Origin of the sequence: Actinomycetospora atypica, from assembly GCF_042653685.1 — a bacterium.
GTDB classification, from domain to species: domain Bacteria; phylum Actinomycetota; class Actinomycetes; order Mycobacteriales; family Pseudonocardiaceae; genus Actinomycetospora; species Actinomycetospora atypica.
The window spans coordinates 127,840-141,866 of the sequence record NZ_JBHSIV010000011.1 but is presented as its reverse complement, the minus strand read 5'-3'; the positions used below and the strand labels follow the sequence as shown (position 1 = coordinate 141,866).

Genomic DNA, 14,027 nt, shown 5'->3' with positions numbered 1-14,027 from the left:
TCACCAGCCGAGGCCGGTCGAGGGCGCCGAGGAGGCGACGACCTCCAGCACGACGACGTGGTGGAACGTCCCCTCCGACGGGTGCAGCGGCTGCTCGGCGGCCTCGACGAGTCGCGCGACCCCGCGGGTGGTCAGCCGCCGCAGGTGGCTCTCGACCTCCGGCCAGCTCCCGCTGCTCACGGTGATCACGATGTGGCCGCCGCGGTGCACCACGCGGGCGAACTCGACGAGCGCCGAGCGCGGCAGGTGGCCCGGCTCGAGGGCGTTGACGCACGTCACGACGCCGAACTTGTCGGGCGCCCCGGGCAGGCGCTGGGACAGGTCGGCGGGCCCGAGGTCGTGGTACCCGCCGCGGGCGCGGGCCCGGGCGACCATGCGGGGCGCGATGTCGAGACCGTCGACCGAGGTGAACCCGCGCCGCGCGAGGGCCGCGCCCACCAGCCCGGTGCCGCAGGCCGCGTCGAGCACGTCCGACCCCGGCCCGTCGAGCCGGGCGACGACGTCGGCGACGATCTCCGGCAGGGGGTAGTCGGCGCCGTCGGGCCCGGCCATGTCGGCGTCGTAGGTGGGCGCCCACTCGTCGTAGAGCGCCCTCGCCCCGGCCGGGCTCTCGACCAGTCGGGCGCGCGCCGCGAACTCCCGTGTCTCCACCGTGTGCACCCCCGCGTCCGGACCGGAACCGAGGTTCCCCGCCGGGCGGGGTTCAACCATCACAGGAGGCGGAGCACCGCGCCGCCGAGCGCCAGGGCCGCGAGGACCGCCACGATCACCGTCGGGATCCACTTGCGGTCGCGCCCGAAGGTCACCACCCCGCCGACGAGGAAACCGGCCACGAGGAGCAGGACCAGGGCCTGCACCTGGGCTCCGGTCACGCTGGCCGCACCCTCTCCCGTCGCTCCGCTCGCCTAACCCAGGACGCCCTTCGTGGACGCCGTACCCCCGTCGAGACGGGCGTCGGGCTCGGTCGCCGCGCGCAGGGCCCGGGCGATCGCCTTGTACTCGGCCTCGGTGATGTGGTGCGGGTCGCGCCCACCGGTGACCCGGACGTGCAGGGCGATCCCGGCGTGGAAGGCGATCGACTCGAAGACGTGCCGGTTGAGCACCGTCGGGTAGTTGTTGCCCACGACGAAGCCGGTCATCGTCTCCGGCTCGCCCGTGTGCACGCAGTACGGGCGGCCGGAGACGTCGACGACGGCCTGCGCCAGCGCCTCGTCCATCGGGATCCAGGCGTCGCCGAAGCGGCGGATGCCGGACTTGTCGCCGAGGGCCTGGCGCAGGGCCTGCCCCAGCACGATCGCGACGTCCTCCACCGTGTGGTGGGCGTCGATCTCGACGTCGCCGGTGGCCCGGACCACGAGGTCGAAGCTGGAGTGCTTGCCCAGCGCGGTGAGCATGTGGTCGAAGAACGGCACCCCGGTGGCGACCTCGGTGCGGCCGGTCCCGTCGAGGTCGATCTCGACGAGGACGCTCGACTCCTTGGTCACGCGCTCCACGCGCCCGGTGCGGCTCATGCCCTCATTGTGCGCTACGCGCCGGTGCGCACCTCGGGGTGCCACAGCCCCCGAACTGCTCACGAGCGCCGGCGCACCTGCACGACCTCGTCGGTGATGCTCGCCTCCTGCCCGTCGGGGCCGGTGACGACGCGCTCCGCGGACTCGCAGCGGCGGACCTCCCACGTGTCGTCGAGGGCGAGGGCCTCGAGCACCTCGGCGGCGGTCGACATCCGCAGCGACGGGTCCCACGACCACGGCGCCAGCCGGCCGTGCCCGACGACGAGCAGGGTCCCGCCCGGGGCCACCGCCTCCGCCGCGCGCCGCAGGATCGTCGTGCGGGGGAAGTCGGCGTTCGGCGAGTGCAGGTAGGAGGCGCTGACGAGGTCGAAGCTGCCCTCGGGGAACGTCGCGGTGAGGTCGTGGCGCTCGGTCGCGATCGGCAGGTCGCCCGCCAGCTCGGCGATCCGGTCGCAGGCCGACTGCGCGACGTCGACGGCGGTGACCTTCCAGCCCCGCTCCGCGAGCCAGAGCGCGTCGCCGCCCTCCCCCGCGCCGAGGTCGAGCGCCGTGCCCGGCTCGAGGGTGTCGGCGACGTCGCCGACGGTCGCGTTCACCCGCCCGCTCCAGACCTGCTCGCGGCCGGCGTAGAAGCGCTCCCAGAACTCGGGGCTGCCGTCGCGGCTCGCGTTCAGGGCCAGGCGGACGTCCTCGGCGACGAGGTCGGCGTTCACCGCGGCCGCCACCGCCGTGCCGGAGGCCGCAGCCGTGATCACGACGGCCCGCAGGTCGGCGGCGTTGCCCACCACCCACAGCCCGTCGACCGACGTGGCCCCACCCGGCTGCGTCTCGACGACGTCGCCGACGAGCACCTCGCCCATCCGCTGCTCGACCACCGGGACCCCGAGCATCGTCGGGACCTCCGCCCGGGCCCGCGAGACCGGGGCCACGGCGAGCGCGTCGAGCCGGATCGTGGTCCCGTCGGCGAGCGTCACGCCCTCCAGCGCCTCGCCCACCTCCAGGCCGACCACCCGGCCCCCGACGATCTCGATCCCCCGGGCCGTCAGCTCGGCCTCGGAGTGGTGATTCAGCTCGAGGGCGTCGTTGAGCAGCAGGACGACGTCGTCGCTCCACTGGCGGAGCAGCTGCACCTGGTGCAGCGCGAGGGGGCTCGTCGCGAGCACCCCGATCCGCCGGTCGCGGACCTCCCAGCCGTGGCAGTAGGGGCAGTGCAGGACGTCGCGGCCCCACCGCTCCCGCACGCCGGGGACGTCGGGCAGCTCGTCGGCAACGCCGGTGGCCACGACCAGCCGGCGTGCGTGCACGTCGTCCCCGGTCTCCAGCCCGAGCTCGAAGCCGCCCCCGTCGGAGACGACCGCGGACACCACCCGGCCCTCGCGGACGACGCCGCCGTAGCCCTCGACCTCGGCGCGCCCGATCGCCGTCAGCTCGGCGGGCGGGGTGCCCTCCCGCCCGAGGTAGTTGTGCACGCCCGCCGCCGGGGCGTTGCGGGGGTCGCCCGCGTCGAGGACCAGCACCCGCCGCCGGGCCCGGGCCAGGGTCAGGGCCGCCGACAGGCCCCCCGCTCCACCACCGACGACCACCACGTCCCACGTCTCTGCGCTCATGGCACGAGCCTGCGCCTCCGGGCTCGCCACTGGCAAACTTCCTTGCTACAACAGCAACATGGAGGACTTCACCCCGGTGCTCGACGGCGTCGGCCCCCGGCTGCGGGCCCTGCGCACGGCCCGCGGCATCACGCTGACCGACCTGGCCGAGTCGACCGGTATCTCGCTCTCGACCCTGTCGCGGCTCGAGTCGGGCAGGCGGAAGCCGACCCTGGAGCTCCTGCTGCCGCTGGCCCGGGCGTTCGGGGTGGCGCTCGACGAGCTCGTCGACGCCCCGCCCACCGGCGACCCGCGCGTGCGCCTGCAGGCCGTGCAGCGCCACGGCATGACGCTCCTGCCGCTCAGCCGGCGCCCCGGCGGCCTGCAGGCCTACAAGCTGATCATGCCCGTCGGGTACCCGGGGCGGGCGCTCGAACAGCAGTCGCACGAGGGCTACGAGTGGGCCTACGTGCTGTCCGGGCAGGTGCGGCTGCTCCTCGGCGACGACGACGTGGTGCTCCGGCCGGGCGAGGTGGTCGAGTTCGACACCCACACCCCGCACGCCTTCTCGAACCCCGGCGCCGAGCCCGCCGAGCTCCTCGCCCTGTTCGGCCCGCAGGGCGAGCGGGCCCACGTACGGACGCGTCCGGCCTGACCGCTCAGGACCGGCGCAGCGCTCCTGCCACCTGCAGGAACCGGTCGTTCTCCGCCGGCGTGCCGACGGTGACCCGCAGGTGCCCGGGGATCCCGACGTCGCGGATCAGCACGCCCTCGTCGAGGAACCCCTGCCAGGTGGCGTGGGCGTCGGGGTGCGGCAGCCCGCCGAAGAGCAGGAAGTTCGCCGTCGAGGGCACCACGGCGTAGCCGAGATCCGTGAGCGCGGCGGCGATGCGGTCGCGCTCGCGGGCCAGGGTGTCGACCAGCGCGAGGGTCTCGTCGGCGTGGCGCAGGGCGGCGAGCGCGGCGGCCTGGGTGAGCGCCGAGAGGTGGTAGGGCAGCCGGACCAGCATCAGCGCGTCGACCACGGCGGGGGCGGCCGCGAGGTAGCCGAGCCGCCCGCCCGCGAACGCGAAGGCCTTCGACATCGTGCGGCTGACCACGAGCTTGTGCCCGTGGGTGGCCAGCAGCTCGCAGGCGCTCGGCCCGGAGGAGAACTCGACGTAGGCCTCGTCCACCACCACGATGCCCGGCGCGGCGTCGGCGATCGCGGCCAGCTCGTCGAGCTCGATCGACTGGCCCGTCGGGTTGTTCGGCGTGGTGACGAACAGGATGTCGGGCCGGGCCTCGCGGACCACGTCGACGGCGGCCGCGGCGTCGAGCGAGAAGTCGTCGCGTCGGGGGGCGGGCCGCCAGTCGGTGCGCGTACCGGCGGCGAGGATCGGGTGCATCGAGTAGCTCGGCTCGAAGCCCAGCGCGAGCCGGCCGGGCCCGCCGAAGGCCTGGAGCAGCTGCTGGAGCACCTCGTTGGAGCCGTTGGCCGCCCAGAGGTTGTCGACCGCGAGACCGACCCCGGTGGCCTTCGTCAGATACTCCGCGAGGGCGGTGCGCAGGGCGACGTGGTCGCGGTCGGGGTAGCGGTGCAGCGTCGCGGCCGCCTCGCGGGTGGCCACGGCGACGTCGTCGACCAGCGCGGGCGGCGGCGGGAACGGGTTCTCGTTGGTGTTCAGCGCGACCGGGACCTGCAGCTGCGGCGCGCCGTACGGCGAGCGCCCGCGCAGGTCGTCGCGCAGGGGCAGGTCCTCGAGGGCGACCCCGGAGCCGAGGACGTCGCTCACCGGGACCATTCCTTCCGCGTGCCGAAGCGGGCGGCGACGGCCTGGCCGTGGGCGGGCAGGTCCTCCGCCTCGGCCAGCGCCACGACCTGGTCGGCCACGTCGCGCAGCGCGTCGGCGGAGTAGTCGACGACGTGGATGCCGCGCAGGAACGTCTGCACCGACAGTCCGCTCGAGTGCCGGGCGCAGCCCGCCGTGGGCAGCACGTGGTTCGACCCGGCGCAGTAGTCGCCCAGCGAGACGGGGCTGTGCGGCCCGACGAAGATCGCGCCCGCGTTGCGGACCCGGGCCGCCACCCCTGCCGCGTCCTGCGTCTGGATCTCCAGGTGCTCCGCGGCGTAGGCGTCGACCACGCGGATCCCGGCGTCGAGGTCGGCCACGAGGATCGTCCCCGACTGCTGCCCGGCGAGCGCGGTGCGGATCCGCTCGTCGTGCTTCGTGGACGCGACCTGCGTGGCGAGCTCGGCGTCGACCGCGTCGGCGAGCTCCACCGACGTGGTGACCAGGACCGACGCCGCCGACGGGTCGTGCTCCGCCTGGCTGATGAGGTCGGCCGCGACGTGCACCGGGTCGGCCGTGTGGTCGGCGAGCACCGCGATCTCGGTGGTGCCGGCCTCGGAGTCGATCCCGATCCGCCCGCGCAGCACGCGCTTCGCCGCCGTGACGTAGACGTTGCCCGGCCCGGTGACCATGTCGACCGGCTCGAGCTCGGCGCCGTCGGTGTCGACGCCGCCGTGGGCGAGCAGCGCGACGGCCTGCGCCCCGCCGACGCCCCACACCTCGTCGACCCCCAGCAGCGCGGCGGCCGCGAGGATCAGCGGGTGCGGCCGGCCGCCGAACTCCCGCTGCGGCGGCGAGCACACGACGAGGCCGTCGACGCCGGCGGCCTGCGCGGGGACGACGTTCATGACGACGCTGGAGGGGTAGACCGCGAGCCCGCCCGGCGCGTAGAGCCCGACCCGGGCGACCGGCACCCACCGCTCGGTGACGGTGCCGCCGGGGACCACCTGCGTGGTGGTGTCGGTGCGCCGCTGGTCGGCGTGGACGGCGCGGGCGCGCTCGATGGAGGTCTCGAGGGCGGCCCGGACCTGCGGGTCGGTGGCGTCGAGGGCCTCGCGCAGGGCCGCGAACGGCACGCGGACCGACTCGGAGCGCACGCCGTCGAAGCGCTCGCCGTACTCCAGGACGGCCTCGACGCCGCGATCGCGCACGTCGTCGACGATCGGGCGGACCCGTTCGACCACGGCGTCGACGTTCATCTCGGCGCGGGGCAGCATCGCCCGCAGCTCGGCGGCCGCCGGGACGCCGCCGCGGAGGTCTGATCGGCGCAGGAGCGGTGTCACGGCCGCCAGACTAGCCGCGCCCCCCGACGGCGTTCCCGACGAGCGGGGCGCAGGATGGTTGTGCCATCAATCGTCAGACGGAGGAACGCAATGAGCGAGGACACCCGGCGGCCGCTGCTGCAGATCGTCGTGGCGAGCAGCCGTCCCGGCCGGATCGGCGAGCCCATCGCGCGCTGGTTCGCCGGGTACGCCCGGGAGTACGAGGGCTTCGAGGTGGAGATCGTCGACCTCGCCGAGGTGGACCTGCCGATGTTCGCCGAGCCGGAGCACCCCCGGTCGGGGAACTACACCCTCGACTCGACGAAGGCCTTCAGCGCGATCATCGACCGCGCGGACGCCTTCGTCTTCGTCACCCCCGAGTACAACCACAGCTTCAACGCGGTCCTGAAGAACGCCCTCGACCACCTCAACCGCGAGTGGGCCGGCAAGCCCGCCACGATCATCAGCTACGGCGGGGTCGCGGCGGGCACGCGGGCCGCCGAGGCGCTGTGGCCGGTGCTGATCGCGCTGAACATGGTGCCGGTGTCCGCCGCCGTGCCGATCCCGTTCGCCATGAAGAACGTCACGGGCGAGGGCGACGAGCGGGTGTTCACCGCCGCCCCCGAGACCGAGGCCGGCGCGAAGGCGGCGCTCGACGGGCTGGGCGCGATGCTGGCGCGGCTGGGCTGACACTCGGGCCGACATGGCTGTGCGTGCGGTCCCGTGCCGGAGCACGGGAACGCACGCACAGGACCGCAGGTCGAAGGACTACTGGCCGTTCCGCAGCACCGAGAAGTTGCTGACCCGGAGCCCCTGGCCCCCGGTCCACGGCTCGAACCCGGCCTGGACGCTGGTCATGAACCAGGTGGACTTGACCACACCGCGGGCCGTGGCGTCCTTGACGAACGCGTCGAGCGGCAGGTTGGTCACCGACGTCGTCGGGACCTTCTTGACGTAGGAGATGACCGGCAGGTCGATCTTGCCGTACCAGACGGTGTAGATCTGGCCGCCGATGTTCACGTCGTAGTAGGGCTTGCCGATCGGCTGCACCCACGAGGTGCGGTTGAGCCAGATCATCATCTCGGCGCCCGTGTTGCGGCCCTTGTTGGTGGCCGTCGGGTCGAACCAGATGTCGTAGGCGGTGTTGTACTGGTTCGTGCCGGCCGTGGTCGGGCCGCTCGTCGTGAAGTTCGAGCGCAGCGTGCCGAGCGTGCGGACCGGCGCCGGAAAGACGTTCGTCGAGCCCGGGGTGCAGTAGCCGTAGACGCAGCCGCGGTAGAGCGAGGGGTACGACGCCGGGCCGGCGTTGTTGGTGCCCTTGGCGACGTCGAGCGAGAAGCCGGTGTCGAACGGCGTGATGCACTGCTGGGCGTCGGTGCCCCACTTGTTGTTCTGCGCGACGTACTTGCCGCCCACGCCGCGGGAGCCGAACTTGTCGCACACCTGCGGGTAGGTCGCGGCCGAGGACACCGCGTTGCCGACCAGCACGGTCCCGAGCGTCACCGTGACCGCCAGGAGGAACGCCACCAGGTACCGGGTCCGCCGGACCGTCCGGGCGCCGGCACGGCGTGCCGCAGCCCGGCCGCCGGTGACGCCGGGAGTCCCTCCACGTGCCGTGTCGTCCGCCATCGTCGTCGTTCTCCCCCGTGGGCCGCCGCCGCGACGTTGATCGTCGTGGCGTACGGACCGTTCCTCGTGCCGAACGACCCGATCATTAGCGGGTCACGGGAATGTCACCCCATCGGGAGTGTCGAGGGGCCCCGGTGGGGCAGTCTGGGGGCGTGAGTCAGACAGCGGAGATCGGCGTCAGCGGCCTCGCCACCATGGGCCGGAACCTCGCACGCAACCTCGCGCGCCACGGGCACACCGTCGCGCTGCACAACCGGACCGCGAAGCGCACCCGGGACCTCGCGGAGAACTTCGCCGACGAGGGGACCTTCGTGCCCGCGGAGTCGGCCGAGGAGTTCGTGCGGTCCCTCGAGCGGCCCCGCCGGATCATCCTCATGGTCCCGGCCGGCAAGGCCACCGACGCCGTGATCGACGAGTTCACGCCCCTGCTCGAGCAGGGCGACGTCATCATCGACGCCGGGAACGCCCACTTCGCCGACACCCGGCGCCGGGAGAAGGCCCTCTCGGACATGGGCCTGAACTTCGTCGGGATGGGCGTCTCGGGCGGCGAGGAGGGCGCCCTCAACGGGCCCTCGATCATGCCCGGCGGGCCGGCGGAGGCCTACGAGAGCCTCGGCCCGCTGCTCGAGGACATCTCGGCCAAGGTCGACGGGCAGCCGTGCTGCACCCACATCGGGGCCGACGGCGCGGGCCACTTCGTCAAGATGGTGCACAACGGCATCGAGTACGCCGACATGCAGCTCATCGCCGAGGCCTACGACCTCCTGCGCCAGGGCCTGGGCATGGACCCGGCCGCGATCGCGGAGACGTTCACCGGCTGGAACCAGGGCCGGCTCGACTCCTACCTCATCGAGATCACCTCCGAGGTCCTCGCGCACGCCGACGCCGAGACCGGGAAGCCCTTCGTCGACGTCGTCGCCGACGAGGCCGAGCAGAAGGGCACCGGGCGCTGGACCGTCCAGGCCGCGCTCGACCTCGGCGTGCCCGTCACCGGCATCGCCGAGGCGACCTTCGCCCGCTCCCTGTCGGGCAACCGCACGCTGCGCGACGCCGCCCGGAGCCTGCCGGGCGTCAGCGGCGCCCGCCTCGAGGGAGCGGCCGCCGAGGGGTTCGCCGACGACATCGAGCAGGCGCTCTACGCCTCCAAGATCGTCGCCTACGCGCAGGGCTTCAACGAGATCCAGGCCGGCGCCGAGGAGTACGGCTGGACGATCGACCTCGGGCGGGTCGCGAGCATCTGGCGCGGCGGCTGCATCATCCGGGCCAAGTTCCTCGAGGAGATCACGGCCGCCTACGAGCGCGAGCCGAAGCTGACCACGCTGCTCACCGACTCGTCGTTCGTCGAGGCCATCGGCGGGGCGCAGGACTCGTGGCGGCGCGTCGTCGCCTCCGCGGCGCAGCTGGGCATCCCCACGCCCGGCTTCTCCTCGGCGCTCGCCTACTACGACGGCATCCGGGCCGAGCGTCTCCCGGCCGCCCTCGTGCAGGGCCAGCGCGACTTCTTCGGCGCCCACACCTACCGGCGCACCGACCGCGACGGCACCTTCCACACGGCGTGGGCGACCGACGACCGCGCGGAGTCCGAGGCCTAGATCCCGGTCACGTCGGGAGAAATACGGACGACCCGGACGTTGGGCGGTTCATGCTCCTCGCGCAGGCACCCCCGGGCGACGGAGGCCTCGCCGGTTGGGCGACCGGGCTCATGGCGAGCTTCGGCGCCCCCGGCGCGGGCCTCATCGTCGCCCTCGAGAACGTCTTCCCCCCGATCCCGTCGGAGATCGTCCTGCCGTTGGCGGGGTTCGCGGCGGGTCGGGGGGAGTTCTCGGTCTGGTCCGCGATCATCTGGACCACGGCCGGTTCGGTGGTCGGGGCGCTCGCGCTCTACCTCGTCGGGATGCTGTGCAGCGAGGACTGGGTGCGCCGCACGCTGGCCCGGATGCCGCTCGTGGGTGAGAAGGACGTCGCGAAGGCCCAGGAATGGTTCGACCGCCACGGCCGCGCCTCGGTGTTCTGGGGCCGGATGATCCCGGGCGTGCGGTCGTTCGTGTCGATCCCCGCGGGACAGCGCCGCATGCCCTGGTACGAGTTCACGCTGTTCACCGGCCTCGGCAGCCTGATCTGGAACTCGGTGTTCGTCGGCGGCGGCTACGCGCTCGGCTCGCAGTGGCAGCTCGTCGAGCGCTACGCGGGCGTCTTCCAGACGATCGTGCTGGTCCTGCTCGTCGGGCTGGTGGCCTTCATGCTCGTCAAGCGCTACCGCCGCCACCGGGAGGCGAAGAAGGCGGAGGCGCCGACGCAGGCGCTCCCCCTTCCGGACGAGGGTCGCTGAGCTCCTGCTTGCGCGTCACGCCGCCGACGAGGTCGACCACCCGGTCCCACCGGGTGCGTCCGCCCTCGGGGAACCGGGACTGCGCGCGGGCGAGCTTGCGTGAGGCGGCCCCGTAGCGGCGCCGGGCCCACGGCGAGCCCGGCTTGGCCAGGCGCATCGAGCCCACCAGCGCGACCGGCGGCAGGAAGATGCCGATGACCGCGGTGCCCACCTTGCCCTTGAACGCGGCCGTCACCGCCGCTCCGGTGGTCACGACCGCGGAGACCGCGACGCCGAGCGCCCCGTCCTCCCCGCTGGTGCCGAACGGGTTGGCCCCGAGGACGAGCAGCGTCCCGACCACGCCGACCACCAGCACCGCGTCGACCGAGAGCCGCCCCTCGGGCGACCAGTACACGTCGGCGAGGCGCAGCCAGAGGGCGAACTCGTCGAGCGCGAGCGCCGCGCCCGCCCCGAACGCCACGGCCAGCACCGTCTGCCAGGCCCCGGCGGGCCGGTAGATGAACTCCCCCGCCCCGGCCAGCAGCATCAGCGCGATGCCGTAGACGAGGTGGTGGACGTGCACCCCGCCGACCGAGGTGTCGCGGAACGGGCCGCGCCCGGCCCGGATGAGCCGGGTGACCGACCGGGTCAGGGCGAACACCAGGAGGAACGACCCGAGCATCCAGGCCGCGGTGACACGACCGTCGTCGAACGAGAGGTCGAAGCTCACCATGGGGCCTCCTCCGCGATCGCCACGTCGACAGCGTGACGGATCGGGGGCGCCCCGACGAGGCCGTGACCGGTCAGGGGAGATCCTGACCGGTCACGACGGCCCTACTGCTTGCCGGCCAGACCCTGCTTGGCCCGGCTGCGCGCGCGGTTGCGCAGGTGCGAGTCGAGCTCGACCTTGCGGATGCGGACGGCGCCGGGGGTGACCTCGACGCACTCGTCCTCGGAGCAGAACTCCAGGGCCTGCTCGAGCGAGAGGATCCGCGGCGGGGTGAGCCGCTCGAGGACGTCCGAGCTCGACTGGCGCATGTTGGTCAGCTTCTTCTCGCGGACGATGTTGACCTCCATGTCCTCGGAGCGGGAGTTCTCCCCGATGACCATGCCCGTGTACACGGTGGTGGTCGGTCCGACGAAGAGGTCGCCGCGGTCGGCGAGCAGGCCGACGGCGTGGCCGGTCACGGCGCCGCCGCGGTCGGCGATCAGCGAGCCCGACAGGCGCGCCCGCAGCTCCCCCACCCACGGCCCGTAGCCGTCGAAGAGCTGGTTCGCGATGCCGGTGCCGCGGGTCTCCGTGAGGAACTCGGTGCGGAAGCCGATGAGCCCGCGCGAGGGGACCCGGTACTCCATGCGCACGTGCGTCGAGGAGGCCGAGTGGCTCATCTCGAGCATCTCGCCCTTGCGGGACGCCAGGAGCTGCGTGACCGCCCCCAGGTGCTCCTCGGGGACGTCGACCGAGAGGCGCTCGAACGGCTCGTGCAGCTTGCCGTCGACCACCTTCGTGACGACCTCGGGCTTGCCGACGGTGAGCTCGAAGCCCTCCCGACGCATCTGCTCGACGAGGATGGCCAGGGCCAGCTCGCCGCGGCCCTGCACCTCCCACGTGTCGGGGCGCTCGGTCGCGAGGACCCGCATCGACACGTTGCCGACCAGCTCGGAGTCGAGCCGGTTCTTGAGCAGGCGGGCGGTGAGCTTGGTGCCCGGCTTCGGGTCGCGGCCCGCGAGGGGCGAGGTGTTGATGCCGATCGTCATCGAGATGGCGGGCTCGTCGACGGTGATGCGCGGCAGCGGCCGCGGGTCCTCGGGGTCGGCCAGGGTGTCGCCGATGGTGACCTCGGCGATGCCGGCGACGGCGACGATGTCGCCCGCGTCGGCGTGGTCGGCCGACACGCGCTCGAGGCCCTCGGTGCGCAGCAGCTCGGTGACCTTGACGCGGGTGACGCTGCCGTCCTCGCGGCACCAGCCGACCTGCTGGCCGCGGCGGATCCGGCCCGAGCGCACGCGGCAGAGCGCGATGCGGCCGAGGTAGGCCGAGGCGTCGAGGTTCGTGACGTGGGCCTGCAGCGGGCCGTCGGGGTCGTCGGTCGGCGCCGGGACCTCGGAGAGCAGCAGCTCGAAGAGCGGGTCGAGGTTCTCGGTGTCGGGCACCGTGCCGTCGGCCGGGCGCTCGAGCGAGGCCTTGCCGGCGCGGGCCGAGGCGTAGACCACCGGGAGCTCGAGGAGCTGGGAGACGACGTCGTCGTCCATCTCGAGGTCGGTGGCGAGCTCGAGCAGCAGGTCGAGCGACTCCTCGACGACCTCGGCGCAGCGGGCGTCGGCGCGGTCGGTCTTGTTGACCGCGAGGATCACCGGCAGCCGGGCGGCGAGCGCCTTGCGCAGCACGAAGCGCGTCTGCGGCAGCGGGCCCTCCGAGGCGTCGACGAGAAGCACGACGCCGTCGACCATCGACAGACCGCGCTCCACCTCGCCGCCGAAGTCGGCGTGGCCGGGGGTGTCGATGATGTTGAAGGTGACGTCCCCGCGGCGCACGGCCGTGTTCTTCGCGAGGATCGTGATGCCCTTCTCGCGCTCGAGGTCGCCGGAGTCCATGACCCGGTCGACGAGCTCGGCGCGTGCGGAGAAGGCTCCCGACTGGCGGAGCATGGCGTCGACGAGAGTGGTCTTGCCGTGGTCGACGTGGGCGACGATCGCGATGTTGCGCAGATCGTTGCGCAAGCCGCCGTGATCGGCGGACCCGGTCCGCTCAGGTGCGGTCGTGGTCACGAGGGAGAACTTCCTGCAGAGGGACGGTTGTCAAGACCAGGCTACCGACCGTGATCCGACACGTCCGTAGGTGTCCCGATGGGATGCACCACGCCGTCGGTGTGTACCGCCTCGGCCAGGCGTTCCCCGAGCAGCGGGGCGAACTTCGCGAGGTTCCCGCCCCAGAGCACGTAGACCTTCCCGACGCGGGCCGTGGCCACCCCGTCGTCGTCCACCACGGCCGGGGCGCAGGCCAGCTCCCCGACCGGCTCGGGATCGAGCTCGGGCAGCCGCTCGGCCACGTGGGCGGAGACCGCCGCCCGCGACCGGGCCCGGACCTCGTCGAGGGTGTGGTCGGCCGTCGTCGTGCTGCCCGCGTCCTCGTCGACCAGGTGCCCGCCGACCGCCCAGGTCCCCTCCGGGGTGCGGTGCTGGTAGGTCGAGGTGAGCTGCGGGCCGGCGACGCCGTCGATGTGCGCCGGGGGGACGTCGGCGGGCGCGGCGCGCGGCCGGAAGGAGAACCGCACGTGGTGGCGCAGGGCCGCCGGGACGTCGACGCCGAGCGGGGCCACCAGGTCCGGCGTGCCCGCCCCGGCCGTCACGACGACCGCGTCGGCGTCCAGCTCGTCGAGGTCCACCACCCGGCCGGGACGCAGGTGCGGGCGCAGGGCCTCGAGCAGCAGCCGGCCGGCGCCGGCGAGGTCGACCGCACCGCCGGCCGGGTCGACGAGGACGGGGCCCTCGGCGGTCCCGAGCAGCGCAGCCGGTGGGTCCCCGAGGGTGTGCTCGGCCCCCGCGGCGGCCATCGCGTCGGCCCACGCCGGCGCCTTCGGCCCGGACACGACCGCGCCCTCGGTCCCGACGAGCTCCCGCCCGGCCCGCCGCGACCACTCGGCCCACGCCCCGCGGGCCTCGTCGGCCGCCGCGACCAGCGCCGGGTCGCCGTGGGCGAGCCGGAAGATGCGGGAGGCGCCGGCGCTGCGGGCCCCCATCGGACGGACGGCGTCGAGCACCATCACGTCGTGGCCGCGGCGCACGAGCGCGTCCGCGGTCGCCAGCCCGACGATCCCGGCGCCCACCACGGTGACCCGCATGAAACTCAGGGTCGCACCCCGATCCCGGGGCGCGCACCCGCGCGGAGCATCGGTGTC

At 73.7% G+C, this 14,027-nt stretch carries 14 protein-coding genes; 4 read left to right on the top strand and 10 right to left on the bottom strand.

Going from position 1 to position 14,027, the window contains the following annotated elements; all coding sequences use genetic code 11:
* The 4 genes from ACFPBZ_RS13040 to ACFPBZ_RS13025 are packed head-to-tail and all read right to left on the bottom strand — an operon-like array spanning position 1 to position 3,118.
* Complete coding sequence (locus ACFPBZ_RS13040) at positions 1–651, bottom strand: class I SAM-dependent DNA methyltransferase (RefSeq protein ID WP_378036478.1); 651 nt, start codon at positions 649–651, stop codon at positions 1–3.
* Positions 652–710: 59 nt separating this feature from the next.
* A complete protein-coding gene (locus tag ACFPBZ_RS13035; protein WP_378036477.1) occupies positions 711–872 on the bottom strand; it encodes a hypothetical protein in 162 nt (53 codons plus the stop codon).
* Between the two features lie 33 nt (positions 873–905).
* Positions 906–1,511, bottom strand: coding sequence for an imidazoleglycerol-phosphate dehydratase HisB (gene hisB / locus ACFPBZ_RS13030; protein WP_378036476.1), 606 nt, complete (start codon positions 1,509–1,511; stop codon positions 906–908).
* Positions 1,512–1,570: 59 nt separating this feature from the next.
* Positions 1,571–3,118, bottom strand: a complete 1,548-nt coding sequence (locus ACFPBZ_RS13025) for an FAD-dependent oxidoreductase (RefSeq protein WP_378036475.1) — start codon at positions 3,116–3,118, stop codon at positions 1,571–1,573.
* Between the two features lie 58 nt (positions 3,119–3,176).
* Between ACFPBZ_RS13025 and ACFPBZ_RS13020 the strand changes: the two genes are divergently transcribed.
* Positions 3,177–3,752 (top strand): helix-turn-helix domain-containing protein, encoded by a 576-nt coding sequence (locus ACFPBZ_RS13020; RefSeq protein WP_378036474.1) that lies wholly within the window; start codon positions 3,177–3,179, stop codon positions 3,750–3,752.
* A 4-nt stretch (positions 3,753–3,756) separates the two neighbouring features.
* On the opposite strand, the gene ACFPBZ_RS13015 is transcribed toward ACFPBZ_RS13020, so the two are convergent.
* Positions 3,757–4,881: a histidinol-phosphate transaminase gene (locus ACFPBZ_RS13015; protein WP_378036473.1), complete on the bottom strand. Its 1,125-nt coding sequence runs from the start codon at positions 4,879–4,881 to the stop codon at positions 3,757–3,759.
* Complete coding sequence (gene hisD / locus ACFPBZ_RS13010; protein ID WP_378036523.1) at positions 4,869–6,146, bottom strand: histidinol dehydrogenase; 1,278 nt, start codon at positions 6,144–6,146, stop codon at positions 4,869–4,871. The genes ACFPBZ_RS13015 and hisD overlap by 13 nt, the downstream gene beginning before the upstream one ends.
* 156 nt (positions 6,147–6,302) lie before the next feature.
* On the opposite strand from hisD, the gene ACFPBZ_RS13005 reads away from it, so the two are divergent.
* Positions 6,303–6,881 carry an NADPH-dependent FMN reductase gene (locus ACFPBZ_RS13005; protein WP_378036472.1) on the top strand — a complete coding sequence of 193 codons (579 nt, stop codon included), beginning with the start codon at positions 6,303–6,305 and terminating at the stop codon, positions 6,879–6,881.
* Between the two features lie 78 nt (positions 6,882–6,959).
* Here ACFPBZ_RS13005 and ACFPBZ_RS13000 read toward each other — a convergent pair whose 3' ends face one another.
* Positions 6,960–7,718: a GH12 family glycosyl hydrolase domain-containing protein gene (locus tag ACFPBZ_RS13000; protein WP_378036471.1), complete on the bottom strand. Its 759-nt coding sequence runs from the start codon at positions 7,716–7,718 to the stop codon at positions 6,960–6,962.
* 254 nt (positions 7,719–7,972) lie between these two features.
* Here ACFPBZ_RS13000 and gndA point away from each other — a divergent pair, with 254 nt between their 5' ends.
* Both gndA and ACFPBZ_RS12990 read left to right on the top strand, forming a co-directional pair.
* Positions 7,973–9,412, top strand: coding sequence for an NADP-dependent phosphogluconate dehydrogenase (gndA, locus tag ACFPBZ_RS12995; RefSeq protein ID WP_378036470.1), 1,440 nt, complete (start codon positions 7,973–7,975; stop codon positions 9,410–9,412).
* 50 nt (positions 9,413–9,462) lie between these two features.
* Entirely contained in the window at positions 9,463–10,149 is a 687-nt protein-coding gene (locus ACFPBZ_RS12990) for a DedA family protein (protein ID WP_378036469.1), read from the top strand.
* Here the strand turns inward: ACFPBZ_RS12990 and ACFPBZ_RS12985 are convergent.
* From ACFPBZ_RS12985 to ACFPBZ_RS12975, 3 genes are all read right to left on the bottom strand, one after another.
* Positions 10,067–10,861 (bottom strand): hypothetical protein, encoded by a 795-nt coding sequence (locus ACFPBZ_RS12985; RefSeq protein ID WP_378036468.1) that lies wholly within the window; start codon positions 10,859–10,861, stop codon positions 10,067–10,069. The genes ACFPBZ_RS12990 and ACFPBZ_RS12985 overlap by 83 nt on opposite strands.
* Positions 10,862–10,962: 101 nt before the next feature.
* Positions 10,963–12,849, bottom strand: coding sequence for a translational GTPase TypA (typA, locus tag ACFPBZ_RS12980; protein ID WP_378036467.1), 1,887 nt, complete (start codon positions 12,847–12,849; stop codon positions 10,963–10,965).
* Between the two features lie 89 nt (positions 12,850–12,938).
* A complete protein-coding gene (locus ACFPBZ_RS12975) occupies positions 12,939–13,970 on the bottom strand; it encodes an NAD(P)/FAD-dependent oxidoreductase (RefSeq protein WP_378036466.1) in 1,032 nt (343 codons plus the stop codon).
* Positions 13,971–14,027 lie beyond the last annotated feature (57 nt).

Excerpts from the sequence above, each read along its gene's own strand:
- hisB (WP_378036476.1), bottom strand. The coding sequence starts at position 1,511 with ATGAGCCGCACCGGGCGCGTGGAGCGCGTGACCAAGGAGTCGAGCGTC.
- ACFPBZ_RS13025 (WP_378036475.1), bottom strand. The coding sequence starts at position 3,118 with ATGAGCGCAGAGACGTGGGACGTGGTGGTCGTCGGTGGTGGAGCGGGG.
- ACFPBZ_RS13020 (WP_378036474.1), top strand. The coding sequence starts at position 3,177 with ATGGAGGACTTCACCCCGGTGCTCGACGGCGTCGGCCCCCGGCTGCGG.
- ACFPBZ_RS13015 (WP_378036473.1), bottom strand. The coding sequence starts at position 4,881 with ATGGTCCCGGTGAGCGACGTCCTCGGCTCCGGGGTCGCCCTCGAGGAC.
- hisD (WP_378036523.1), bottom strand. The coding sequence starts at position 6,146 with ATGCTGCCCCGCGCCGAGATGAACGTCGACGCCGTGGTCGAACGGGTC.
- ACFPBZ_RS13005 (WP_378036472.1), top strand. The coding sequence starts at position 6,303 with ATGAGCGAGGACACCCGGCGGCCGCTGCTGCAGATCGTCGTGGCGAGC.
- ACFPBZ_RS12990 (WP_378036469.1), top strand. The coding sequence starts at position 9,463 with ATGCTCCTCGCGCAGGCACCCCCGGGCGACGGAGGCCTCGCCGGTTGG.
- ACFPBZ_RS12985 (WP_378036468.1), bottom strand. The coding sequence starts at position 10,861 with ATGGTGAGCTTCGACCTCTCGTTCGACGACGGTCGTGTCACCGCGGCC.
- ACFPBZ_RS12975 (WP_378036466.1), bottom strand. The coding sequence starts at position 13,970 with ATGCGGGTCACCGTGGTGGGCGCCGGGATCGTCGGGCTGGCGACCGCG.